Source organism: Curtobacterium sp. USHLN213 (assembly GCF_037144815.1).
Classification (GTDB): domain Bacteria; phylum Actinomycetota; class Actinomycetes; order Actinomycetales; family Microbacteriaceae; genus Curtobacterium.
In genome coordinates this window covers 233,505-253,366 of record NZ_JBBCYQ010000002.1, presented here as the reverse complement: position 1 = coordinate 253,366, position 19,862 = coordinate 233,505, and the positions used below count along the sequence as shown (strand labels likewise).

Here is a 19,862-nt window from a genome sequence, read left to right as displayed (position 1 = left end):
GCCTGGCAGAGTGGGTGTCGCTGGCCGACGCGCTGGTTCAGTTTTACCATGTCTGAGACAGATGTACAGGGCGGGGAGACATGATCGAGTACACCGACGACGACGCACACCGACGCGAGCTCTCACGCAAGCTGCAGCTCCTGATGGACGTCGTCGAGGCCAATTCCGGGCAGCGCCCCTCCTACAAGGAGATCGTGGCGGAGATCGAGGCGCAGGGCGCCTCGATGAGCCGACCGCGGTGGGGCTACATGCTCGGGGGCAACGGGCCGGCCGTCCGTGACCAGCGCCTGCTCGTCGCGCTTGCCGGCTACTTCGGTGTGCCATCCGAGTACCTCACCGACGCCGCGGGCAACACGGACGTCCCGGAGCGGGTGCAGGCGCAGCTCGAACTCGTCCTCGAGCTCCGCAAGCGCGAGGTCGTGGCGTTCGCCACCCGGCGGCTCGGGGAGTTCGCCTCCGCGGCCGAGATCCGCGACTTCACCGAGCACGTCCGGCGGCTCGACGACTCCGGGTCGACGCCGTGAGCGCGTTCGCCGACCGGATCGGTGCCCGCCGCCAGCAGGCCGAGGCCCGGCGCAGCGTGCAGCGGCTCGGACTCCCCCGGCGACTGACGCTGCCGGAGCTGCTCGTCCGCGCCGAGTCCGCCCTCGGCAAGCCGATCCGGCTCCGCACGACCGCACTGCCCGGTGACCTCTCCGCCCGGCTCATCCAGCGCTCCGACCACGCTCTGCTCGAGACGCGCCCCGACCTGTCCGAGCGCTCCCGGGTGGCCTGCGTGCTGCACGAGCTCGCGCACGTGTTCCTCGCCGACCCCGGCTGCGACCACGAGGCGTACACGGGGCTGCTCACCGGACGGACGGCGTTCACCCGGTCGCTCGACACCCCGCACGAGCAGGCGGTCGAGCTCGTCGCCGACCAGCTCGCCCTGCGGATCGGGCTGCTCGACCCCGACACCGCGCCGCGCGGGATCTTCCGGTGACGCTGCACGTCTGGGGATCACTCCCGGTCTGGCTGATCCTGGCCGTCCTCGTCGTCCGGCTCTGGCTCGTCCGGACCCAGTCGGCGAGCGTCACCTGGCTCATGGTCTGCTGCGCGTTCGTCGCCGTCGGACTGAGCATCAACCAGCCCGACGTCGTGACGTTCCTCGGCGGGCTGACCCGCACGCCGAACGTCGCCGACCTGCTCGGCCGCTGCCTGATGGTGTGTGGCCTGTTCGCCCTCGCGCAGTCGGTCGAGGCGGCCGCCCGGTCCGCGCGACTGCTCCGACCGAGTCGGCTCGTCGGCGTCGCACTGGTCCTCGTCGCCCTCGTCGTGCTGTTCGTGCTGATCGACGCCCCCGAGCCCACCTCGCAGTTCATGGTCGAGTACGGCGACCAGTTGCCCACGGCGCTCTACTCCGCGGTCGAGATGACGTACATCGCCGTCGTGATCACCCGGTCGGCACTGGCCGTCCTCCGCGCCTTCCGCGAGGGCGACGGCCTCGGACGCATGTACTGGCTGTTCGTCGTCGGCGCCGCGGCGATGGTCCTGCTCGCGGCCATCGCGGTCGCGCTCGACGCCGTGCACGTGCTCGGCCTGGACGCTGCGGTCCGGGTGCTCGGCACGGTCTACGCGCCGGTCTTCCTCACCTCGATGGCCCTGCTCGCCGTGGGTGCCGCCGGCGGGGTGCTGCCCGACGCGGCCCGCGAGTTCCGCGACTGGCGGGCCGCCCGGGTCCGCTTCCGGACGCTGGAGCCCGATCTCCGGCGGCTCGAGGGCGCGTCCGGCAACCGGGGGCTGTACTTCACGATCGCCTGGCAGCGTCGCCAGTGGCGGAGCCGACTGCACCGGCTGTCCGTCGAGATCGAGGACCGCGCGCGCGAGGCCGGGCAGGACGTCCCGGCCGCCGCGACGCTCACCACCGCACGACTGGAGGAGACCACATGACCGGTGGACGCATCGCCGCACTCGGGACCGCAGCGGGTGCCGTCGGGACGCTCGGGCTGGGCGCGTTCGTCGCACGTCGGCTGCTCTTCCCCACGCCGTACTCGGCGACCGCCACCGTGCGGGGCGCCACCCCGACCGATGCCGAGTTCGTGGCCACCCGCGACACCCGCCTGCCCGGGACGTACCGGATCACCCGCGACGGCCAGGACGTCCGCGTGCAGGAGGTGCTCGACATCGACGGGGACACGGTCCGGCGGCGCACGGACGGCCCGGCAGCCGTCGGCGAGTGGGGCTGGGACGCGCTGCTGTACGACGACCTCGCGGACGTCCCCGGCGACGAACCGACCGACGTCCCCGGTGACGAGCCCACGCACGTCGTCCACGTGCACGGGCAGTCGCTCGGGCCGCGGCAGGTCCTCCGGGGCATCCCGGTCTGGCGTGCCCTCGGCGCGACGTCCGAGGTCGTCGACACGACCGACCTCCCGCTCCGCTCGCTCGACCCCGGCGCGGTCGACCGCATCGTGACGGCGGTCCGCGCGGCCCGGGGCCGCGGGGCCACCCGGGTCGTGCTGCAGGGCTGGTCTGCGGGGGCGCTCGCGTGCTCTGTTGCCGCCTCCCGGGTCGAGGTCGACGGCCTGGTCGGGATCTCGCCGCTGCTCAGCGTGTCCTCGGCGCTCCGCGGTGCGGTGTCGGGCGCGCACCTCCCCGCGTTCGTCGGCACGGTCGCGGCACGGATCGCGACCACCGGCGTGCTGTCACGGCTGGCCGGCGCCGCTGCTCCCGTCCAGACGACCGCGTGGCAGGCGTCGGCGACCCCGACCCTGCTCGTGCACTCGGCGGCCGACGGCCTCGTCGCCGAGGCCGACGTCGCCGCGCAGACCGCGCGTCCGGGGACCCGGGCGGTCGCGTTCCGGACCGCGCCGCACACGCTCGAGTGGAACGAGGACCCGGAGCGCTGGGAGCGGGCCGTCCGGGACTTCGCGGCCACCCTCTGACGCGAGACGCGAGACGCGAGACGCCAGACGCCAGACGCCAGACGCGAGACGCGAGACGCGCGCCGAGCGCCCCGGCGACGTGCAACGGCCCCGGTCTGCGAACAGACCGGGGCCGGCGCGTCTCGACCTGTTGGGGGGAACCGGTCGAGCGCTGCGTGCGAGGTGTTGGGGGGAACCCCTCGCGCGCAGTCACCACCGTACCCCCGGACGGGGGCCCGTGGTACCGCGACGCGCGAACCGTCCCGGGTCTGGGTCGGGCGACATCGCGCCGCGCGTAGCGTCCGGCGCATGGACGATCAACCCGAACCCGAAGCCCACGAGCGTCACCGCTCCGTGGCAGACCTCAACGACGAGTCACTCGGACGCCCCTTCGACCAGACCAACGGCCTGGCGGACGGACTGAGCGGCGACTCGGACGGCACGGCCGAGAGCGAGCAGCCCGGCGTGCACAAGCGACACGAGAAGCGCGAGAAGCACCGCGGGCGCGACCACCAGGGGTGACCGCACCCACGACGTGGCGGGGGGGGGGGGGGGGGGGGGGGCCCCGCCCCCCCCCCCCCGGGGGGGCCCCCCCCCCGCCGGGGGGGGGGGGGGGGCGGGCCCCCGCCCCCCCCCCCCCTCCCGTCATGTCCGTGACCGGGTCCTAGGACTCGATCTCGCCCTGCGGCGTGTCCGTGGCCTCGACGGCGGCCGCGCCGGCGAGGACCTCCTCGCGACCCGGCTGACGCCCGGTCTCGAACTGGAACTCGCCACCGGTGAAGTCGACCTTCACGTGGTCGCCGGCCGTGAGCTCACCCTGCAGGATGTGCTCGGACAGCTGGTCCTCGACCTCGTGCTGCATCGCGCGGCGGAGCGGGCGGGCACCGAGTGCCGGGTCGAACCCGACCTTGATGAGCTGCTCCTTGGCGGCGAGCGTGAGCTCCACCGTCATGTCGCGGTCGAGCAGGCGGTCCGCCAGGCGCTTCACGAAGAGGTCCACGATCTGCAGCAGCTCGGGCTGCGAGAGCTGCGGGAACACGATCGTGTCGTCGACGCGGTTGAGGAACTCGGGCTTGAAGTGCTTCTTGAGCTCCTCGTTCACCTTCGAGCGCATGCGGTCGTAGCCGACACCGGAGTCACCCTCGACCTGGAAGCCCACCGGGCCACCGGCGATGCCCTGCGAACCGAGGTTCGTGGTCATGATGATGACGGTGTTCTTGAAGTCGACCACGCGGCCCTGACCATCGGTCAGACGACCCTCTTCGAGGACCTGCAGCAGCGAGTTGAAGATGTCCGGGTGGGCCTTCTCGATCTCGTCGAAGAGGACCACGGAGAACGGCTTGCGACGCACCTTCTCGGTGAGCTGGCCGCCCTCCTCGAACCCGACGAACCCGGGAGGGGCGCCGAAGAGTCGCGAGACGGTGTGCTTCTCGCCGAACTCCGACATGTCGAGGGAGATCAGCGCACCCTCGTCGTCGAAGAGGAACTCGGCGAGCGCCTTGGCGAGCTCGGTCTTCCCGACGCCCGTGGGGCCGGCGAAGATGAACGAGCCGGAGGGACGGTTCGGGTCCTTCAGGCCGGCGCGGGTGCGGCGGATGGTCTTGGAGAGGGCCGAGATGGCCTCTTCCTGACCGATGACGCGCTCGTGCAGTGCCTTCTCCATGAAGACGAGACGCGAGGTCTCCTCTTCGGTGAGCTTGAACACCGGGATGCCCGTGGCCTGCGCCAGGACCTCGGCGATGATGCCCTCGTCGACGGTGCCGGACGCGGCGACGTCACCCGCACGCCACTGCTTCTCGAGGCGGAGACGCTCGCCGAGGAGCTTCTTCTCCTCGTCACGGAGCGAAGCGGCCTTCTCGAAGTCCTGCTCCTCGATCGCGGCTTCCTTCTGCCCGCGGACCGCCGAGATCTTCTCGTCGAACTCGCGGAGCTCCGGCGGCGCCGACAGGATCGACAGGCGGAGGCGTGCACCGGCCTCGTCGATCAGGTCGATCGCCTTGTCCGGCAGGAAACGGTCCTGCACGTAGCGGTCCGCGAGGTTCGCCGCGGCGACGATCGCGCCGTCGGTGATGGACACCTTGTGGAACGCCTCGTACTTGTCGCGGAGGCCCTTGAGGATGTTGATCGCGTGGGGCAGCGACGGCTCATTGACCTGCACCGGCTGGAAGCGACGCTCGAGTGCGGCGTCCTTCTCGAAGTGCTTGCGGTACTCGTCGAGCGTGGTGGCACCGATGGTCTGGAGCTCACCGCGTGCGAGCAGCGGCTTGAGGATGGAAGCGGCGTCGATCGCGCCCTCGGCAGCACCGGCACCCACGAGGGTGTGGATCTCGTCGATGAAGACGATGATGTCGCCGCGGGTGCGGATCTCCTTCGTGACCTTCTTGAGGCGCTCCTCGAAGTCACCGCGGTAGCGGGACCCGGCGATGAGCGACCCGAGGTCGAGCGAGTAGAGCTGCTTGTCCTTCAGCGTCTCGGGCACGTCGCCCTTGACGATCGCCTGGGCGAGGCCCTCGACGACGGCGGTCTTGCCGACGCCGGGCTCACCGATCAGGACGGGGTTGTTCTTGGAGCGGCGGGAGAGGATCTGCATGACCCGCTCCATCTCCTTCTCGCGGCCGATGACCGGGTCGAGCTTGCCGTCACGCGCCGCCTGGGTGAGGTTCCGACCGAACTGGTCGAGGACCTGCGAACCCTGCTGGGCGTTCTGCTGCTGCTCGCCGCCGACGGCGACCGCTTCCTTGCCCTGGTAGCCGGACAGGAGCTGGATGACCTGCTGACGGACGCGGTTGAGGTCCGCGCCGAGCTTGACGAGCACCTGGGCGGCGACGCCCTCGCCCTCGCGGATGAGGCCGAGGAGGATGTGCTCGGTGCCGATGTAGTTGTGGCCGAGCTGCAGCGCCTCGCGCAGGGACAGCTCGAGCACCTTCTTGGCGCGCGGCGTGAACGGGATGTGCCCGGTCGGCTGCTGCTGGCCCTGCCCGATGATGTCCTGGACCTGCTCGCGGACGGCATCGAGCGAGATGCCGAGCGACTCCAGCGCCTTGGCGGCGACGCCCTCGCCCTCGTGGATGAGGCCGAGGAGGATGTGCTCGGTGCCGATGTAGTTGTGGTTGAGCATCTTCGCTTCTTCTTGAGCGAGGACGACAACACGACGGGCTCGGTCGGTGAATCTCTCGAACATGTGCTCTCCCTTGCCGGGCTCGTGGAAGTCCGGTGACGTACATCGAGAGTAACCAGCGCACCCCGGGTGGTCTGCCCCTGTTCGCCGTGGGCGTGACCTCGTTGCGTCCGGTGAACAGGGGACGGTCGGGAGGCGCGGTGCGGGTCCGCCCCGGAGCCTGCGCCCGGTGGTGCTCACGGGGGTCGCGCGGCGGGTCGCGCCGGGTGTCGGGTCGGCGCGGGCCGGCGCGGGCCGCGGGTCGGCGCGGGCCGCGTGGCGCGGGGCGGCGCGGGGCGCGTCAGGCGCGTCGTGCGGCGCGACGCAGGGCGCGGCGGAAGCGGCGCGGGTCGACACCGAGACCGTCGAGGACGTCGTGCGCGGCCCCTGTGAACGGATCGTCGATGCCGTCCAGCACCGCGAGCAGCACGTGGTGCGGTCGGACGCGTTCCGCCGGGCCGGCGAGCTGTGCGGCACGGGCCAGCACCCGCGCCGCGGCCGGTGTGCACGTGACCCGGTCGGGCGAGACCGGTCCGGGAGCCCCGGCGCCGACGAAGGCACTGCTGGCGGTGCGGACGCGGTCCGGCGTGACGCCGTGCGCGTCGAGGACGTCGAGGAAGCGGGGCATCCCGCTGCAGAGCGTGACCGCGGCGACGAGGAGGTGTTCGGCGTCGAGGAAGCCGAACCCGGTCTCCAGTGACTCCTGTTCCGCGAGGAGCACGATCTCGCGTCCGTGCCGGAGTGTGGGCAGGGCGACGGAGAGCGTGGCGATCTGCATACATGCAGAATATCTCATGTGTGAGCGGTCCGCCAGAGGAGATCCCGGGCGCGATCGGTACGATCGCGACCATGGAGCAGCCCGTCGTCGGACTCGTCGTCCACCCGACCAAGAACGTGCAGGAGTCCGTCGCGACCCTGCAGCGTTGGAACGCCTCCGGCCGCGGACGCCTCGTCGCCCGCCGCGCCGACGTCCAGCGCATCGGCGGCGGGGTCGACGTGATCGGGGACGAGGACTTCACGGAGGAGGTCGACCTCGTCGTCGCACTCGGCGGGGACGGCACGATGCTCGGGGCCATGCGGCTCGTGGCGAAGCGTCCGGTGCCGGTGCTCGGGGTCAACTACGGCAACGTGGGCTTCCTCGTCGAGATCGAGCCGCCCGAGCTCGAGGTCGCGCTCGAGCGACTGTCCGCCGGCGACTACCAGCTCGAACCGCACCACGCCCTCGAGGCCCGGCTGTTCTGGAGCGGAGCCCGCACCGACTACCTCGCGTTCAACGACCTCACGATCGTGCGACGACCGGGCGCCGGGCAGGTCTCCGCGGACCTCAGTGTCGGCGGGCTCGGGTACGGCTACTACCGGGCGGACGCCATCGTCGCCGCGACCCCGGCCGGGTCCACCGCGTACAACTACGCCGCCGGTGGCCCCGTCCTCTCCCCTGCACTGTCCGGCTCCGTCGTGACCCCGGTCGCGCCGATGGCCGGGATCGACCGTGCCGTGGTCCTCGCCGCTCGCGAGCGCTACCGGTTCGACATCGCCGAGGGCACCCGCAGCGCAGCGCTCGAGGTCGACGGACTCGTCGTCGGCGAGGTCGCCACCGGTGCGCAGATCGACGTGCGGCTGCGGAAGGACGCCGGCAGCGTGGTCCGCCTCGACGCCGAGCGCCACGGGCGGACCGGACGCGTGAAGCTCAGCCTGCTCGACCTGCCCGTGCGACCGGACCAGCTCATCGAGCTCATCCCCCAGGACCTCCGCCAGAAGCTCGGGCGCGAGGTCGAGGAGTAGCGGGCCGCGCCCTGCGCCCTGCGCACCGCTCGGTTCCGGGAACGTGAATGGCCCGCTCACGCCGAAGCGCGAGCGGGCCGTCCCATCACCCCACCGGATCGTCTTCCCACAGAACGACCCGGTTCCCCGTGCCGGCACTCACGCGCCGGCCGAAGTCCACTGACCTAGTCGGTCAGGTACAGCTGCATGTCCTGCGAGACCGCCTTGGCGAAGAGCCGCAGCTTGGCGCGGGACTCCACACGGCTGACCGCCTGGCGGGTCGTGTGGACGATCTTCGAGATCTCGTCGAGCGTCATCGGCTTGTCGTCGTCGAGGCCGTAGCGCATGCGGATCACGTTCGCCTCGTCGCTCGGCAGTTCGGCGACGATCGAGCGGATGTCGCGGTGGAGCAGCGTCGTCTCGGTCAGCTCGTTCGGGGACGCAGCGTCCTCGTCCTCGATGAAGTCGCCGAGCTCGCTGTCGTCCGAGTCGCCGACCACGGTGTGGATCGACACCGGTTCGTGCGAGCGGCCCTTGAGGTCGACGAGCTCGTCGACACTCATGCTGAGCTCGGCCGCGACCTCGTCCGGCATCGGCGCGCGGCCGAGGTCGACGGTGAGGTCGCGCTCGGTGCGGGAGATCTTGTTGATCAGCTCGACCGTGTGGACCGGGATGCGGATCGTGCGTGCCTTGTCGGCGAGACCGCGGGAGATCGCCTGACGGATCCACCATGTGGCGTACGTCGAGAACTTGTAGCCCTGCGTGAAGTCGAACTTCTCGACCGCGCGGACCAGGCCGAGGTTGCCTTCCTGGATGACGTCCATGAAGGGCAGGCCGCGCTGCGAGTAGCGCTTGGCGATGCTCACGACGAGGCGGAGGTTCGAGGTGATCATGCGCTCCTTGGCGCGCTCACCGTCACGGACGAGCCAGCGCAGTTCACGCTGCAGGGTCTTCGCGAGGCCCTTCTCGGTGGCGAGCTTCTCCCCGGCGAAGAGGCCGACCTCGATGCGGCGGGCGATCTCGGCTTCTTCCTCGGCGGTGAGGAGCGAGAGCCGGCCGATGTGGCGGAGGTAGTCGCCCACCTGGTCGACCGAGGCGCCGCGGACACCCGCGAGCTGCTCGTCGGCCTCGACCTCGGTGTCGAGCGTGGTGGTCTCGACCGCGGTGACCGGAGCCTTCGCTGCGGTCGTCTTCTTGGTGCGACGTGCGGTGGTGCCGGTGGTCGTCGTCTTGGGTGCTGCGGTTGCGATCGTCATGATGACTCCCTGCGTTCGACGGGTGATGACCTCGTTGGGGGTGTCACGAGTAAAGCGTTCCGGAGGTGTACCCCACAAACCGATCGGATCGATTCTCAGGCTTCTCCGTGCTTCACCATGGATACCGTCCCCCGAGGGGTACAGCCTGTCGTCAGTCTGGTCCCCCGCACGGTCGAGAATCAAGGGGATGTCGCCGTGTTTCCGGCGTTGCATCGGTGTTTCTTGCTCGTTTCCGATCCTGTACCCCGGGCCGCCGCGTCCAGTGGACACGAAAAAGGGGTACGGCGGTCCGGATCGTGGCGATCCGGTCGTCGTACCCCGAAAACCGAACGGGCGGGGGTCACCAGGAGGGCTCGAGCCACCCCTCGCGACGCTTCGAGACCTCGAGGTCAGCGTCTCGGTCGAACTCGTCGTACTCGCTCTCGATGTCGCCGACGAGGCTGCGGCCGGTGAAGACGCCCCCGCGGTTCGCGAGGACACCACCGGAGATGATCTGCGTGATGGACATGCGGACGATGCTCACCCCGGCAGACGACGTCGGGGTGAACGGCCGGTGACGGTGTCCGGACGCTCAGACGTCGATGTCGTCGTCGTCGCCCTCGCCGTCGGGCCACACGGTGTCGTCGCGAGCGGGATCCGCGACCGCCGGGTGCCCGAAGGCGTCATCGGGATCGAGGTCGGCGAGGTCGGGGTCGGCGTCGAGGTCGGGGTCGGGGTCCGTACCGTCCGGCGTCGCGCGCATGCACGCCAGGGTCGCACCGCGCGGTGAACACCGGGTGACGTCGACCGCGGGCGGCTCCGGATCGGGAGCGGGTTACTCCGCAGAGGCAGGCGCCGGTGCCGGCACGCCGTGCTCACGCTCGAAGCGGGCACGCTCCTCGGCCTCGACCTTGGCGTACGCGGCACGCTCGGTGCGGTCGGCCCGCATGATGGCGCGCATCACGAACCAGAAGATGAGGCCGACCACGACGGTCGGCGTCAGGGCGAAGATGATCCCGGTCACGACTCCATGCGGCACCCGAGCATCCTAACCCCCGGAACGGAGCCGTCAGCTGGGTCCTACTTCACCAACGGGAACAGGATCGTCTCGCGGATGCCCAGGCCCGTGATGGCCATGAGGAGCCGGTCGATGCCCATGCCCATGCCCCCCGACGGCGGCATCGCGTGCTCGAGTGCCCGCAGGAACTCCTCGTCGACGCGCATGGCCTCGAGGTCGCCGCCCGCAGCGAGCTTCGCCTGCTCGACGAACCGCTCCCGCTGCACGACCGGGTCGACGAGCTCGGAGTACGCCGTCGCCAGCTCGAAGCCACGGACGTAGAGGTCCCACTTCTCGACGATGCCCGGACGGCTGCGGTGCTCGCGGGTCAGCGGCGAGGTGTCGACCGGGAAGTTCATGACGAACGTCGGGCGGTCGAGCGAGTCGATGACGAAGTGCTCCCAGAGCTCTTCGACGTACTTGCCGTGCGTGGCGTGCGCGACCTCGACACCCTCGGCATCGGCGAGCGCCCGCAGCTCGGACAGCGGCGTCTCCGGGGTGATCTCGCGACCGGCCGCCTCGGACAGCGACCCGTACATGTCGATGCGCGGCCACTCGCCGCCGAGGTCGTACGTCGTACCGTCCGCCCAGGTGACCTCGAGCGAGCCGCCGGTCACCGCACGCGCGGAGTTCTGCACGAGCTCCTGGGTCAGGTCGGCCATCTGCTCGTAGTCGCCGTACGCCTGGTAGGCCTCGAGCATCGCGAACTCGGGCGAGTGCGTCGAGTCGGCGCCCTCGTTGCGGAAGTTCCGGTTCACCTCGAACACCCGGTCGATGCCGCCGACCACGGCGCGCTTGAGGAAGAGCTCCGGCGCGATGCGGAGGTACAGCTCGGTGTCGAACGCGTTCGAGTGCGTGACGAAGGGCCGCGCCGAGGCACCGCCGTGCTGGGTCTGCAGCATCGGGGTCTCGACCTCGAGGTAGTCGTGACCAGCGAAGGTCTGCCGGAGCGACGACATCACCGCGGCACGGGCGCGGACGGTGGCCCGGGCCTCCTCGCGCACGATGAGGTCGAGGTAGCGCTGGCGGACCCGCGTCTCCTCGTTGAGTTCGTTGTGGAGGTTCGGCAGCGGCAGGATCGCCTTGGCCGCGATCTGCCAGTCGTCGACCATGATCGACAGCTCGCCCCGCCGCGAGGAGATCACCCGGCCGTGCACGAACACGTGGTCGCCGAGGTCGACGAACTCCTTCCAGCGCGCGAGCGATTCCTCGCCCACCTCGGCGAGGGACACCATCGCCTGGATGCGGGAGCCGTCACCGGACTGCAGGGACGCGAAGCAGAGCTTGCCGGTGTTGCGCGAGAACACGATGCGGCCGGCGATCCCGACGACGTCCTGGGTCTCCTCGCCGGTCTCGAGGTGCGCGTACTGCGCACGGACCGCGGGGATGGTGGTGGTGACCGGCAGCCCCGCCGGGTACGCCTCGATCCCCGATTCGAGGAGCTTCGCCCGCTTGTCGAGCCGGACCTGTCGCTGCTCGCTGGTCTCCGCCGCGGCGATCTCGGCGGCGGAGGGCTCGGTGGCGGGTGCGGTCTCGTCGGTCATGCTGGTGCGGCTCCGATGGTCGTGGGGGTCCCGGAAATCGTACAGCGCAGCCGGACTAGAGCGTCGCCTGCCCGTCGGCCGCCGCGAGCGCGTTGTCGACGGCCGTGCGGACCAGCGCTCCGAGGACCCGGCCCGGGTACTCGACCCCGATGCCGGACAGCGTGCCGGCGGACTGGTCGACGATCGCGGTCGAGAAGCTCACCGCGGCGCGGACGGCGTCGGCGTAGGCGGCCCGGTCCTGCTCGGTGACGACGAACGGCTCCGCACCCATCTCGACGACGAGCGCCTGGGCGATCGGGAGCACGGGCGACGGTGCGGTCACGGCGCAGTACGCGTCGCGGAGCCGGACGAGGTCGACGCTGGTGCCCGTGAACGCCATCGCGGGGTGGATCGCGAGCGGGATCGCCCCCGCGGCCATCGCCGGTGCGAGGATGCCGACGCCGTGGTCCGGGCTGGTGTGCACGACGAGCTGCCCCGGCTGCCAGATCCCGGCGTCCGCGAGTCCCTGCACGAGGTCGGCCAGCTGGTCGTCCGGCACGGCGAGGAGCACGAGTTCGCTGCGCTCGACGAGGTCGGGGGTCTCGAGGACGGGTGCGCCGGGGAGCATCGCCTCGGCGCGGTCGCGTCCGGCCTCGGACACGGCCGTCACGCCGACGACCGCGTGCTCGGCGTTCGCGAGCGCTGCTCCGAGGACCGGTCCGACCCGTCCGGCACCGAGGACGCCGACTCCCAGCCGCCCGGCCCTCACCGCGCGGCTCCCGGCGGCGGGGTGTCGCCCCAGGGCGATCCAGGAGGCACGGTGCCGGTCGGCCGCACCGGCTCGGCGCCGCCGGGTGCGCGCTCTGGCGACGACTGCTCGCGGTCCACCGCGCCCACTCGTCGCTCTGGTGACCACTCCGGGGCCGCGGCCGGGGCGACGGGGGTGAGCCGCGCCTCCCGTTCGCGCCACCGGTGGGAGGTGTCGGCCGCAGCCGCCTCGACCGCGCGGGCCGAGGCGTCCGACCACAGCTGCTGCGCGTCCCGCGCGTCCAGCGCACCGATGCTCGCGGAGACCGGGCCCTGCACGGTCTGCACGTGCACCGACGCGAGCCGCAGCGCACGCTCGAGCGGCCCCTGCGAGACCTTGACGCTCTGCACGCGCGGCAGCGGCACGATGACCAGCGAGCGCCAGACGGCACCGAGCCGGAGCAGGACGGCACCCGGGACGAAGCGGTAGCCGTTGCGGCGGAACGCGAACGGGCGGAGCAAGGCGCCCCGGCGCGGGGAGTGCACGAACCCGCCGCGGTCGCCCGTGGTGGTGAGGCTGTCGTCGACGACGTCCACGGCCTCGGCCGAGCCCTCGCGGAGCTGCTCCTGCGAGGCGGCGGGACCGGCGACGGCGGTGCCGACGAGGCCGGGGAGGATGATGTCGAGGACCTCGCGGACGTCGCGCGCGGCGCCGACCGGCAGGACGATCGACGAGACCTGCTGGTTGTTCGAGGCCCCGTTGCCGGCGTTCGTCGCACGGTTGATCCGGACGTCCCACCAGCCGAACGGCCGCCAGAGCAGCGGCTGCGCCACGCTCACGGCGTGGATGCGGCCGGGCGGCAGGGTCTCGTTCGAGGTGGACACGAGCCCGAAGCCGATCCGGATGCCGTCGCGGGTCTCGGCGATCGTGTACTGCAGCGAGCGGGAGAACTTCCGGACGTAGTACCCGCCGGCGCCGATCACCGCGGGGAACAGGCCGAAGAGGATCCCGTACTCGCCGGTGAGCGCCACGCTGACGATCATCGCGGCGACCGCGGCGAGGATGAACACCGTCGTGCCGGAGAGCAGCATCGACGCGATGAGCCGGCCGGGGTGCACCTTCACGATGCGCGTCGCGCGGACCGCGGCGGGGTCGAGTTCCGGCGAGAAGATCTCGTCGACACGGTCCTGCAGCACACCGTTCGAGGCCCGGGCCGGGTCGTGCTGCCGCTCGTCGTCCTTCGCCCCGGAGGCGAGCACGAGGATGCGCTGCCGCAGGTCGTCCGCAGCCGTGACCCCGAGGTAGGCGAGCTGCACGTTCGCGTCGTTGCCGGCCTGGGCGATCTCGAGCTTGGCGGTGCCGAAGATCCGCGGGATGAGCGGCCGCGAGATGTTGATGCCCTGGATGCGGTCCAGCCGGGCCTTGCGGTTCGTCCGGAAGAGCACGCCCGAGCGGACCTCGACGATCTCGCCGGTCACCCGGAACTCGTGCATGCGCCAGGACAGGGTGAACAACGCAAGGAGTACCAGCAACAGCACAGCCACGCCGAGCAGCACCCAGCCGACGACGCCGTGCTCGTAGACGTACCGCACGGGGTCGCCGTCGTCCTGCGGGCCACCACCGGGGATGAAGAACTCGACGAGCTGGTCCCGCAAGCTGTTCAGCACGTAGCCGAGGATCACGATGAGGAAGATGCCGCCCTTGAGCAGCGGCGTCAGCGGGTGCATGCGGTGCCACTCGCCGTCGGTCAGCGGTGCGGCGGCGGCGGCGTTGCCCCGGTGTGGCGGAGCGGGCGGCGGCGGGCCGGGTCGGAAGGTCATGCGGCCCTCCTAGAGTCCGGCGCGGCGGGACTCGGCGAGCTCGACGAGTCGGTCGCGCAGCTCGTCGGCATCGGCGAAGGGGATGCCGGGGATCCGGACGTTGGTCGACGCGGCCGCCGTGACGAACTTCAGCTCGCTCATGCCGAGCACCCGGTCGAGCGGTCCGCGGTTGACGTCGACGAGCTGCATGCGGCCGTACGGGACGGCGGTGAACCGCTGCCACATCAGGCCGCGCCGGAGGACGAGGTCGTCGTCACGGAGGGCGTACCCGATCGCCCGCACGCGTCGCGGCGTCAGGATCGCCGTCACGAGGGTGACGATCGCGACCGCGATCCCGATCAGCGTCCAGACGGTGCCCGCAGTGCCGGAGAACCCGCCGCTGACGACGCCGATGATGACGCAGCCGGCGGTCACCACGAGCCCGATCACGATCGTCGTGACGAGCTCGGTCCAGACGAGCTTGGGCGACACCCGGGTCCAGGTGGTGCCGGTCAGTCCCAGACCGGGCTCGTCGAGTCGTTCACGCGGCATCGCGGGCCTCCTGCGGTCGGGTCGTGCTGGGCGGTGCGCCGGGTCGTGCCGCCCGGTGTCAGTGCGCCTGCGTCGTGCCGCCCCGGGGGAGGTCGTCGTCGTCATCGTCCCCAGGAGGAGCGATGCACATGCGTTCGGCGACGAGTGCGCACACCGTCAACACGAGTCCACCCCCGACCGCCACGGCGTTCGGCAGGACCGAGCCTAGCGAAGGGAAGGCCGAGCGGGTCAGGAGGTAGACGAGCAGGCCCGCGCCGAACCCGCCGAACAGCGAGCCCGCGATGCTCGACGCCTTCGCGAGCACCACGACGCGGATCGCGTAGAGCGGGTCGACGGGGTGGGACCGGGACGCGCCGTCGCGAGCGTGCCGACGGACCGGCCGGGCCATCAGGACCACGGCGATGCCGATGAACGCGAGGGTGACGCCGAGGGGTGTCGCGAGGAACAGCGTCGGCGCCTGCCGCGACGCCAGGACGGCGTCGAGGGCGAAGCCGGCGACCGCCGCGACGACGGCGACGCTGAGCAGGGTGGAGGCGCGGGTGGGCTTCACGAATCGCTCGTCTCTGGCCTGGAGGCGCGGGTCGGCTCGTCGAAGAGGCGCGGCTCGTCGACGCGCTCCGTGTCGTCCCCCACCCGCTCGAGCAGGTCGGCGACCGGCCCGACACCCGGCAGGACGGCGTCCGGGTCGGCGTCGTGCCACGGCGCGAGCACGAACGCCCGCTCGCCGGCGCGCGGGTGCGGCACGGTCAGGGTCACGGTGTCGAGGGACAGGTCGTCGTACGCCACGAGGTCGAGGTCGAGCGTCCGGTCGCCCCAGCGGACCTCGCGCGTGCGGCCGTGGGTGTCCTCGATGCCGTGCAGGGCGTCGAGGAGTTCCTGCGGCTCGAGGTCGGTGTCGACGACCACGACGGCGTTCCGGTACCGGGGCTTCGTCGTGTCCGGGCCGTCGAGCGTGACGGCGACCGACTCGACCTCGCGGCTGGAGGCCACCGGACGCACCCCGGGGAGGGCGACGATCGCGGCGGCGGCGGCGCGCAGGGTGCTCCCCCGGTCGCCGAGGTTGGCGCCGAGGGCCACGACCGCCCGGCTCACTCTTCTTCCTCGACGTCGGACCCGGCGGCACGGACGCCGCCACGGGTCCGGCGGATCGTGATCGACACGTCGGTGAACGGCACCGTGATGGGCGCCTGCGGCTTGTGCACCGTGACCTCGGTCGCCAGGGCCGCACGGTGCGTCAGCACGGCGGCGGCGATGCGCTCGGCGAGGGTCTCGATGAGGTCGACCGGGTCGCGCTCGATCTCGGCGACGACCTGCTCGGCGAGCACGCCGTAGTGCACGGTCTCGTCGAGGTCGTCGGAGCCGGACGCGGCGCGGGCATCGACCTCGACGGCGACGTCGACCACGAAGTCCTGGCCGTCGGCGCGCTCGTGGTCGAAGACCCCGTGGTGGCCGCGTGCGCGGACCCCGGTCAGTCGGATGGTGTCCCTCACGATCGAGCTGCCCTCCAGGCGTCCCAGACGTCGAGCACGGCACGGGTCGGTGCCGGGTCGTGCACGCGCACACCCCACGCCCCGCGTTCGGCGGAGAGCAGGCTGATGGCGGCGGTGGCGAGGTCGCGCTCCTTCGGGGCGGCACCGGCAGCGCTGCCGACCCCGTCGAGGAAGCGCTTGCGCGAGGCGGCGACGAGCACCGGCAGGCCGATCGACGCGAACCGCTCGTAGCCCGCCAGGATCTCCCAGTTCTGCACGCCCTGCTTGGCGAAGCCGAGGCCCGGGTCGATGACGACCTGTTCCTGGCGCACCCCGAGGACGATGAGCTCGGCGACGCGGAGTTCGACCTCGCGCCGGACCTCGTCGACGGCGTGCACGTACTCGGCGTTGCGGTACATCCGGTCGCTGTGCCCACGCCAGTGCATGACGACGAACCCGGCACCCGTGTCACGGACGACGCGCGCCATGTCGTCGTCGGCCAACCCACCGGAGACGTCGTTCACGATGGCGGCGCCGAGGTCGACCGAACGCTCGGCGGTCGAGGCGTTCATCGTGTCGACGCTCACCGTGATCCCCTCGGCCACGAGCTGCTGCACGACCGGGAGCACCCGCTGCTGCTCGACCTCGACGGGGACGCGCTCCGACCCCGGCCGGGTCGACTCCCCGCCGACGTCGACGATGTCGGCCCCGGCGGCGACGAGTTCCCGGGCGTGCTGCACCGCGGCGTCGTACGCCTGGTGCAGACCGCCGTCGCTGAAGGAGTCCGGCGTGACGTTGAGGATCCCCATCACCCGGGTCCGGTCGTCGGCCGGCGCACCGCGATCGCGGTCGCGCCGCCGACCGGTCACGATCTCCGGCACCGGTGCTGGTGCCCGGAGGTCGATCGCGACCGTCGGCGGCTCGGCTGCTGCTGCCCGCGCCTGGCTCACCTCGGCGAGCCGACGCGAGCGCCTCGTCGGCAGGTCCGTCATGCCGGCCTACGCGGGGGCGATACCCGGGTTGCCGAAGGGACGGCGACGGGGCTTCGACGACTCGTGGTCGGACTGCTCGGACGCGGTCGAGGCGGCCTTGCCCGGCACCTCGATGGCGGGCAGGTTGCTCACCGGACGCTTGTCGCTGGAGAGCCACTGCGGGCGCTCCGGCAGCTTGCGGACGTCCTTGAAGATCTCCACCAGCTCCGGGGCGTCGAGCGTCTCCTTCTCGAGGAGCTCCCCGGCCAGACGGTCGAGGATGTCGCGGTTGTCGTTGAGCACCTGGTAGGCCTCGTCGTGCGCGGCCTCGAGCAGGGCACGGGTCTCGGCGTCGACCGTCTCGGCGATGTTCTCCGAGTAGTCGCGGCTGGTCCCGCCGCTCATGTCGCGACCGACGAACGGCTCGCTCGACCCGGAGCCGAGCTTGACGGACCCGACGGCACGGCTCATGCCGTACTCGGTGACCATCTTGCGCGCGGTACCGGTGGCCTTCTCGATGTCGTTCGACGCACCCGTGGTCGGGTCGTGGAAGACGATCTCCTCGGCGACGCGACCACCCATGGCGTAGGTGAGCTGGTCGAGCAGTTCGTTGCGGGTGACGGAGTACTTGTCCTCGAGCGGGAGCACCATCGTGTAGCCGAGGGCACGGCCGCGCGGGAGGATCGTGATCTTCGTCACCGGGTCGGTGTGGCGCATGGCCGCGGCCGCGAGGGCGTGACCACCCTCGTGGTAGGCCGTGATGAGGCGTTCCTGGTCGGACATGATGCGCGTGCGGCGCTGCGGTCCGGCCATGACGCGGTCGACGGCTTCGTCGAGGGCGCGGTTGTCGATGAGCTGCGCGTTCGAGCGGGCCGTGAGGAGCGCGGCTTCGTTCAGGACGTTCGCCAGGTCGGCGCCGGTGAAGCCCGGCGTCTTGCGGGCGAGGAGCTCGAGGTCGACGCTCGCGGCGAGCGGCTTGCCCTTCGCGTGCACCTCGAGGATCTGCTGGCGGCCGGCGAGGCCCGGGGCGTCGACGCCGATCTGGCGGTCGAAGCGACCGGGGCGGAGGAGCGCCGGGTCGAGGACGTCGGGACGGTTCGTCGCCGCGATGAGGATCACGTTGGTCTTGCCGTCGAAGCCGTCCATCTCGACGAGGAGCTGGTTCAGCGTCTGCTCGCGCTCGTCGTTGCCGCCGCCGATGCCGGCGCCACGGTGACGACCCACGGCGTCGATCTCGTCGATGAAGACGATGGCGGGCGAGTTCTGCTTCGCCTGCTCGAAGAGGTCACGGACACGGCTCGCGCCGACACCGACGAACATCTCGACGAAGTCCGAACCGGAGATCGAGTAGAACGGGACGCCCGCCTCACCGGCGACGGCCCGGGCGAGCAGCGTCTTGCCGGTACCGGGAGGGCCGTACAGCAGCACGCCCTTCGGGATCTTGGCGCCGACGGCCTGGAACTTCGCCGGCTCCTTGAGGAACTCCTTGATCTCCTGGAGCTCCTCGATCGCCTCGTCGGCGCCCGCGACGTCGGCGAAGCTGACCTGCGGGTTCTCCTTGTTGTTCATCTTCGCCCGGGACTTGCCGAACTGCATGACCTTCGAGCCGCCGCCCTGGGCGTTGGCGAGGAGGAACCAGAACAGGGCACCGATGATGAGGAACGGCAGGAGGATGCCGAGCAGCGAGAGGAACCAGTTCGACTGCTGGACGGTGTCGTTGTAGCCCTTCGGCAGGTTCGCGTCGTTGACGGCCTGGATGACCTCTTCACCGCGCGGCGTCGAGTAGTAGAACTGCTCGTGCGCGTTGCCGTCCTTCAGGGTGAGGTCGACGCGCTGTTCGGTGGAGTTCACCACCACGGAGGAGACCTTGCCGTCGGAGAGCTGCTGGAGGCCCTTCTGCGTGTCGATCTGCTGCGTGCCGGACTGGCTGATGACAGCCCATCCGATCCAGATCCCCACGATCGCGATCAGCACGTAGATGTACGGCCCGCGAAGGATGCGCTTGAAGTCCATGTGATCCGGGCAGAGCGCCCGACACCTTTCTCTGCCGAAGTTGCGTGCTGATCAGCATACGGCTGCGATTCTGTGGCGAGAATGGGTGTCCTCTGCGGGCGAACTCCACCCGCCGCCAGGATCAGCTGTAGACGTGCGGCGCGAGCACCCCGACCCCGCGCAGGTTGCGGTAACGCTCGTCGTAGTCCAGCCCGTAGCCGACCACGAACGCGTCCGGGATGTCGAAGCCGACGTACTTCACGTCGACCTCGACCTTGGCCGCCTCGGGCTTGCGCAGCAGTGCGACGATCTCGACGCTCGCCGCACCGCGGGACTCGAGGTTCTGCTTGAGCCACGACAGCGTCAGACCGGAGTCGATGATGTCCTCGACGATGAGGACGTCCCGCCCGTGCAGGTCGGTGTCGAGGTCCTTGAGGATGCGGACCACGCCGGACGACTTCGTGCCGGAGCCGTACGACGACACCGCCATCCAGTCCATGCGCGCCTGCATCTTGAGGTGGCGCGAGAAGTCCGCCATCACCATGACGGCACCCTTGAGGACACCGACGAGCAGTGGGTCGCGCCCCGCGTAGTCGGCGTCGACCACCGCGGCGAGCTCGGCGAGCTTGTCGTCGATCTGCTCGGGGGTGAAGAGGACTTCGGACAGGTCTGCCTGGACGTCGGAGAGTTCCACCACC

Annotated in this window: 22 protein-coding genes; 6 read left to right on the top strand and 16 right to left on the bottom strand. The window is 71.1% G+C overall.

What is annotated here, in order from left to right:
* Window positions 1-80 precede the first annotated feature (80 nt).
* The 5 genes from WFH25_RS03815 (at window position 81) to WFH25_RS03795 (ending at window position 3,422) form a co-directional block, all read left to right on the top strand.
* The gene (locus WFH25_RS03815; RefSeq protein ID WP_070417311.1) at window positions 81-524 is read left to right on the top strand and encodes a hypothetical protein; all 444 of its coding nucleotides are present in this window, start codon (window positions 81-83) and stop codon (window positions 522-524) included.
* Window positions 521-979: a hypothetical protein gene (locus tag WFH25_RS03810; protein WP_071296484.1), complete on the top strand. Its 459-nt coding sequence runs from the start codon at window positions 521-523 to the stop codon at window positions 977-979. The genes WFH25_RS03815 and WFH25_RS03810 overlap by 4 nt, the downstream gene beginning before the upstream one ends.
* Window positions 976-1,926 carry a hypothetical protein gene (locus WFH25_RS03805; RefSeq protein WP_336696859.1) on the top strand — a complete coding sequence of 317 codons (951 nt, stop codon included), beginning with the start codon at window positions 976-978 and terminating at the stop codon, window positions 1,924-1,926. Before WFH25_RS03810 ends, WFH25_RS03805 begins: the two co-directional genes overlap by 4 nt.
* Window positions 1,923-2,921, top strand: coding sequence for a hypothetical protein (locus WFH25_RS03800; RefSeq protein ID WP_336696858.1), 999 nt, complete (start codon window positions 1,923-1,925; stop codon window positions 2,919-2,921). Before WFH25_RS03805 ends, WFH25_RS03800 begins: the two co-directional genes overlap by 4 nt.
* Before the next feature lie 288 nt (window positions 2,922-3,209).
* Entirely contained in the window at window positions 3,210-3,422 is a 213-nt protein-coding gene (locus tag WFH25_RS03795) for a hypothetical protein (protein WP_139199319.1), read from the top strand.
* Between the two features lie 142 nt (window positions 3,423-3,564).
* On the opposite strand, the gene WFH25_RS03790 is transcribed toward WFH25_RS03795, so the two are convergent.
* A complete protein-coding gene (locus WFH25_RS03790) occupies window positions 3,565-6,081 on the bottom strand; it encodes an ATP-dependent Clp protease ATP-binding subunit (RefSeq protein WP_070417315.1) in 2,517 nt (838 codons plus the stop codon).
* 277 nt (window positions 6,082-6,358) lie between these two features.
* Complete coding sequence (locus WFH25_RS03785; protein WP_070417316.1) at window positions 6,359-6,835, bottom strand: Clp protease N-terminal domain-containing protein; 477 nt, start codon at window positions 6,833-6,835, stop codon at window positions 6,359-6,361.
* A gap of 71 nt (window positions 6,836-6,906) precedes the next feature.
* Here WFH25_RS03785 and WFH25_RS03780 point away from each other — a divergent pair, with 71 nt between their 5' ends.
* Window positions 6,907-7,839 (top strand): NAD(+)/NADH kinase, encoded by a 933-nt coding sequence (locus WFH25_RS03780; protein ID WP_070417317.1) that lies wholly within the window; start codon window positions 6,907-6,909, stop codon window positions 7,837-7,839.
* A gap of 164 nt (window positions 7,840-8,003) precedes the next feature.
* Here the strand turns inward: WFH25_RS03780 and WFH25_RS03775 are convergent, their stop codons facing one another.
* The 14 genes from WFH25_RS03775 to hpt form a co-directional block, all read right to left on the bottom strand.
* Window positions 8,004-9,074, bottom strand: a complete 1,071-nt coding sequence (locus WFH25_RS03775; protein WP_070417318.1) for a sigma-70 family RNA polymerase sigma factor — start codon at window positions 9,072-9,074, stop codon at window positions 8,004-8,006.
* Between the two features lie 340 nt (window positions 9,075-9,414).
* Window positions 9,415-9,582, bottom strand: a complete 168-nt coding sequence (locus WFH25_RS03770) for a hypothetical protein (RefSeq protein ID WP_156794796.1) — start codon at window positions 9,580-9,582, stop codon at window positions 9,415-9,417.
* Between the two features lie 63 nt (window positions 9,583-9,645).
* The gene (locus tag WFH25_RS03765) at window positions 9,646-9,816 is read right to left on the bottom strand and encodes a hypothetical protein (RefSeq protein ID WP_336696857.1); all 171 of its coding nucleotides are present in this window, start codon (window positions 9,814-9,816) and stop codon (window positions 9,646-9,648) included.
* Window positions 9,817-9,888: 72 nt separating this feature from the next.
* Entirely contained in the window at window positions 9,889-10,092 is a 204-nt protein-coding gene (locus WFH25_RS03760) for a hypothetical protein (RefSeq protein ID WP_031262806.1), read from the bottom strand.
* A gap of 41 nt (window positions 10,093-10,133) precedes the next feature.
* Window positions 10,134-11,654 (bottom strand): lysine--tRNA ligase, encoded by a 1,521-nt coding sequence (gene lysS / locus WFH25_RS03755; RefSeq protein ID WP_336696856.1) that lies wholly within the window; start codon window positions 11,652-11,654, stop codon window positions 10,134-10,136.
* A 55-nt stretch (window positions 11,655-11,709) separates the two neighbouring features.
* Window positions 11,710-12,402 (bottom strand): Rossmann-like and DUF2520 domain-containing protein, encoded by a 693-nt coding sequence (locus WFH25_RS03750; RefSeq protein WP_336696855.1) that lies wholly within the window; start codon window positions 12,400-12,402, stop codon window positions 11,710-11,712.
* The gene (locus WFH25_RS03745; protein ID WP_336696854.1) at window positions 12,399-14,201 is read right to left on the bottom strand and encodes a PH domain-containing protein; all 1,803 of its coding nucleotides are present in this window, start codon (window positions 14,199-14,201) and stop codon (window positions 12,399-12,401) included. The genes WFH25_RS03750 and WFH25_RS03745 overlap by 4 nt, the downstream gene beginning before the upstream one ends.
* 9 nt (window positions 14,202-14,210) lie before the next feature.
* Window positions 14,211-14,732: a PH domain-containing protein gene (locus WFH25_RS03740; RefSeq protein ID WP_070417322.1), complete on the bottom strand. Its 522-nt coding sequence runs from the start codon at window positions 14,730-14,732 to the stop codon at window positions 14,211-14,213.
* A 58-nt stretch (window positions 14,733-14,790) separates the two neighbouring features.
* Entirely contained in the window at window positions 14,791-15,282 is a 492-nt protein-coding gene (locus WFH25_RS03735) for a DUF3180 domain-containing protein (protein ID WP_070417323.1), read from the bottom strand.
* On the bottom strand, window positions 15,279-15,824 hold the full coding sequence (gene folK / locus WFH25_RS03730; protein ID WP_229085861.1) for a 2-amino-4-hydroxy-6-hydroxymethyldihydropteridine diphosphokinase: 546 nt from the start codon (window positions 15,822-15,824) through the stop codon (window positions 15,279-15,281). Before folK ends, WFH25_RS03735 begins: the two co-directional genes overlap by 4 nt.
* Window positions 15,821-16,222: a dihydroneopterin aldolase gene (folB, locus tag WFH25_RS03725; RefSeq protein ID WP_261646086.1), complete on the bottom strand. Its 402-nt coding sequence runs from the start codon at window positions 16,220-16,222 to the stop codon at window positions 15,821-15,823. The genes folK and folB overlap by 4 nt, the downstream gene beginning before the upstream one ends.
* On the bottom strand, window positions 16,219-17,193 hold the full coding sequence (gene folP / locus WFH25_RS03720) for a dihydropteroate synthase (RefSeq protein WP_175475922.1): 975 nt from the start codon (window positions 17,191-17,193) through the stop codon (window positions 16,219-16,221). Before folP ends, folB begins: the two co-directional genes overlap by 4 nt.
* A 6-nt stretch (window positions 17,194-17,199) precedes the next feature.
* The gene (gene ftsH, locus WFH25_RS03715; RefSeq protein ID WP_070417326.1) at window positions 17,200-19,185 is read right to left on the bottom strand and encodes an ATP-dependent zinc metalloprotease FtsH; all 1,986 of its coding nucleotides are present in this window, start codon (window positions 19,183-19,185) and stop codon (window positions 17,200-17,202) included.
* Window positions 19,186-19,306: 121 nt separating this feature from the next.
* Window positions 19,307-19,858 carry a hypoxanthine phosphoribosyltransferase gene (gene hpt, locus WFH25_RS03710; protein ID WP_070417327.1) on the bottom strand — a complete coding sequence of 184 codons (552 nt, stop codon included), beginning with the start codon at window positions 19,856-19,858 and terminating at the stop codon, window positions 19,307-19,309.
* Between the last annotated feature and the right edge of the window lie 4 nt (window positions 19,859-19,862).

Coding starts and splice junctions, on each gene's coding strand:
- WFH25_RS03815 (WP_070417311.1), top strand. CDS start 81: ATGATCGAGTACACCGACGACGACGCACACCGACGCGAGCTCTCACGC.
- WFH25_RS03800 (WP_336696858.1), top strand. CDS start 1,923: ATGACCGGTGGACGCATCGCCGCACTCGGGACCGCAGCGGGTGCCGTC.
- WFH25_RS03795 (WP_139199319.1), top strand. CDS start 3,210: ATGGACGATCAACCCGAACCCGAAGCCCACGAGCGTCACCGCTCCGTG.
- WFH25_RS03790 (WP_070417315.1), bottom strand. CDS start 6,081: ATGTTCGAGAGATTCACCGACCGAGCCCGTCGTGTTGTCGTCCTCGCT.
- WFH25_RS03785 (WP_070417316.1), bottom strand. CDS start 6,835: ATGCAGATCGCCACGCTCTCCGTCGCCCTGCCCACACTCCGGCACGGA.
- WFH25_RS03780 (WP_070417317.1), top strand. CDS start 6,907: ATGGAGCAGCCCGTCGTCGGACTCGTCGTCCACCCGACCAAGAACGTG.
- WFH25_RS03775 (WP_070417318.1), bottom strand. CDS start 9,074: ATGACGATCGCAACCGCAGCACCCAAGACGACGACCACCGGCACCACC.
- WFH25_RS03770 (WP_156794796.1), bottom strand. CDS start 9,582: ATGTCCATCACGCAGATCATCTCCGGTGGTGTCCTCGCGAACCGCGGG.
- WFH25_RS03765 (WP_336696857.1), bottom strand. CDS start 9,816: ATGCGCGCGACGCCGGACGGTACGGACCCCGACCCCGACCTCGACGCC.
- lysS (WP_336696856.1), bottom strand. CDS start 11,654: ATGACCGACGAGACCGCACCCGCCACCGAGCCCTCCGCCGCCGAGATC.
- WFH25_RS03745 (WP_336696854.1), bottom strand. CDS start 14,201: ATGACCTTCCGACCCGGCCCGCCGCCGCCCGCTCCGCCACACCGGGGC.
- WFH25_RS03740 (WP_070417322.1), bottom strand. CDS start 14,732: ATGCCGCGTGAACGACTCGACGAGCCCGGTCTGGGACTGACCGGCACC.
- folP (WP_175475922.1), bottom strand. CDS start 17,193: ATGACGGACCTGCCGACGAGGCGCTCGCGTCGGCTCGCCGAGGTGAGC.
- ftsH (WP_070417326.1), bottom strand. CDS start 19,185: ATGGACTTCAAGCGCATCCTTCGCGGGCCGTACATCTACGTGCTGATC.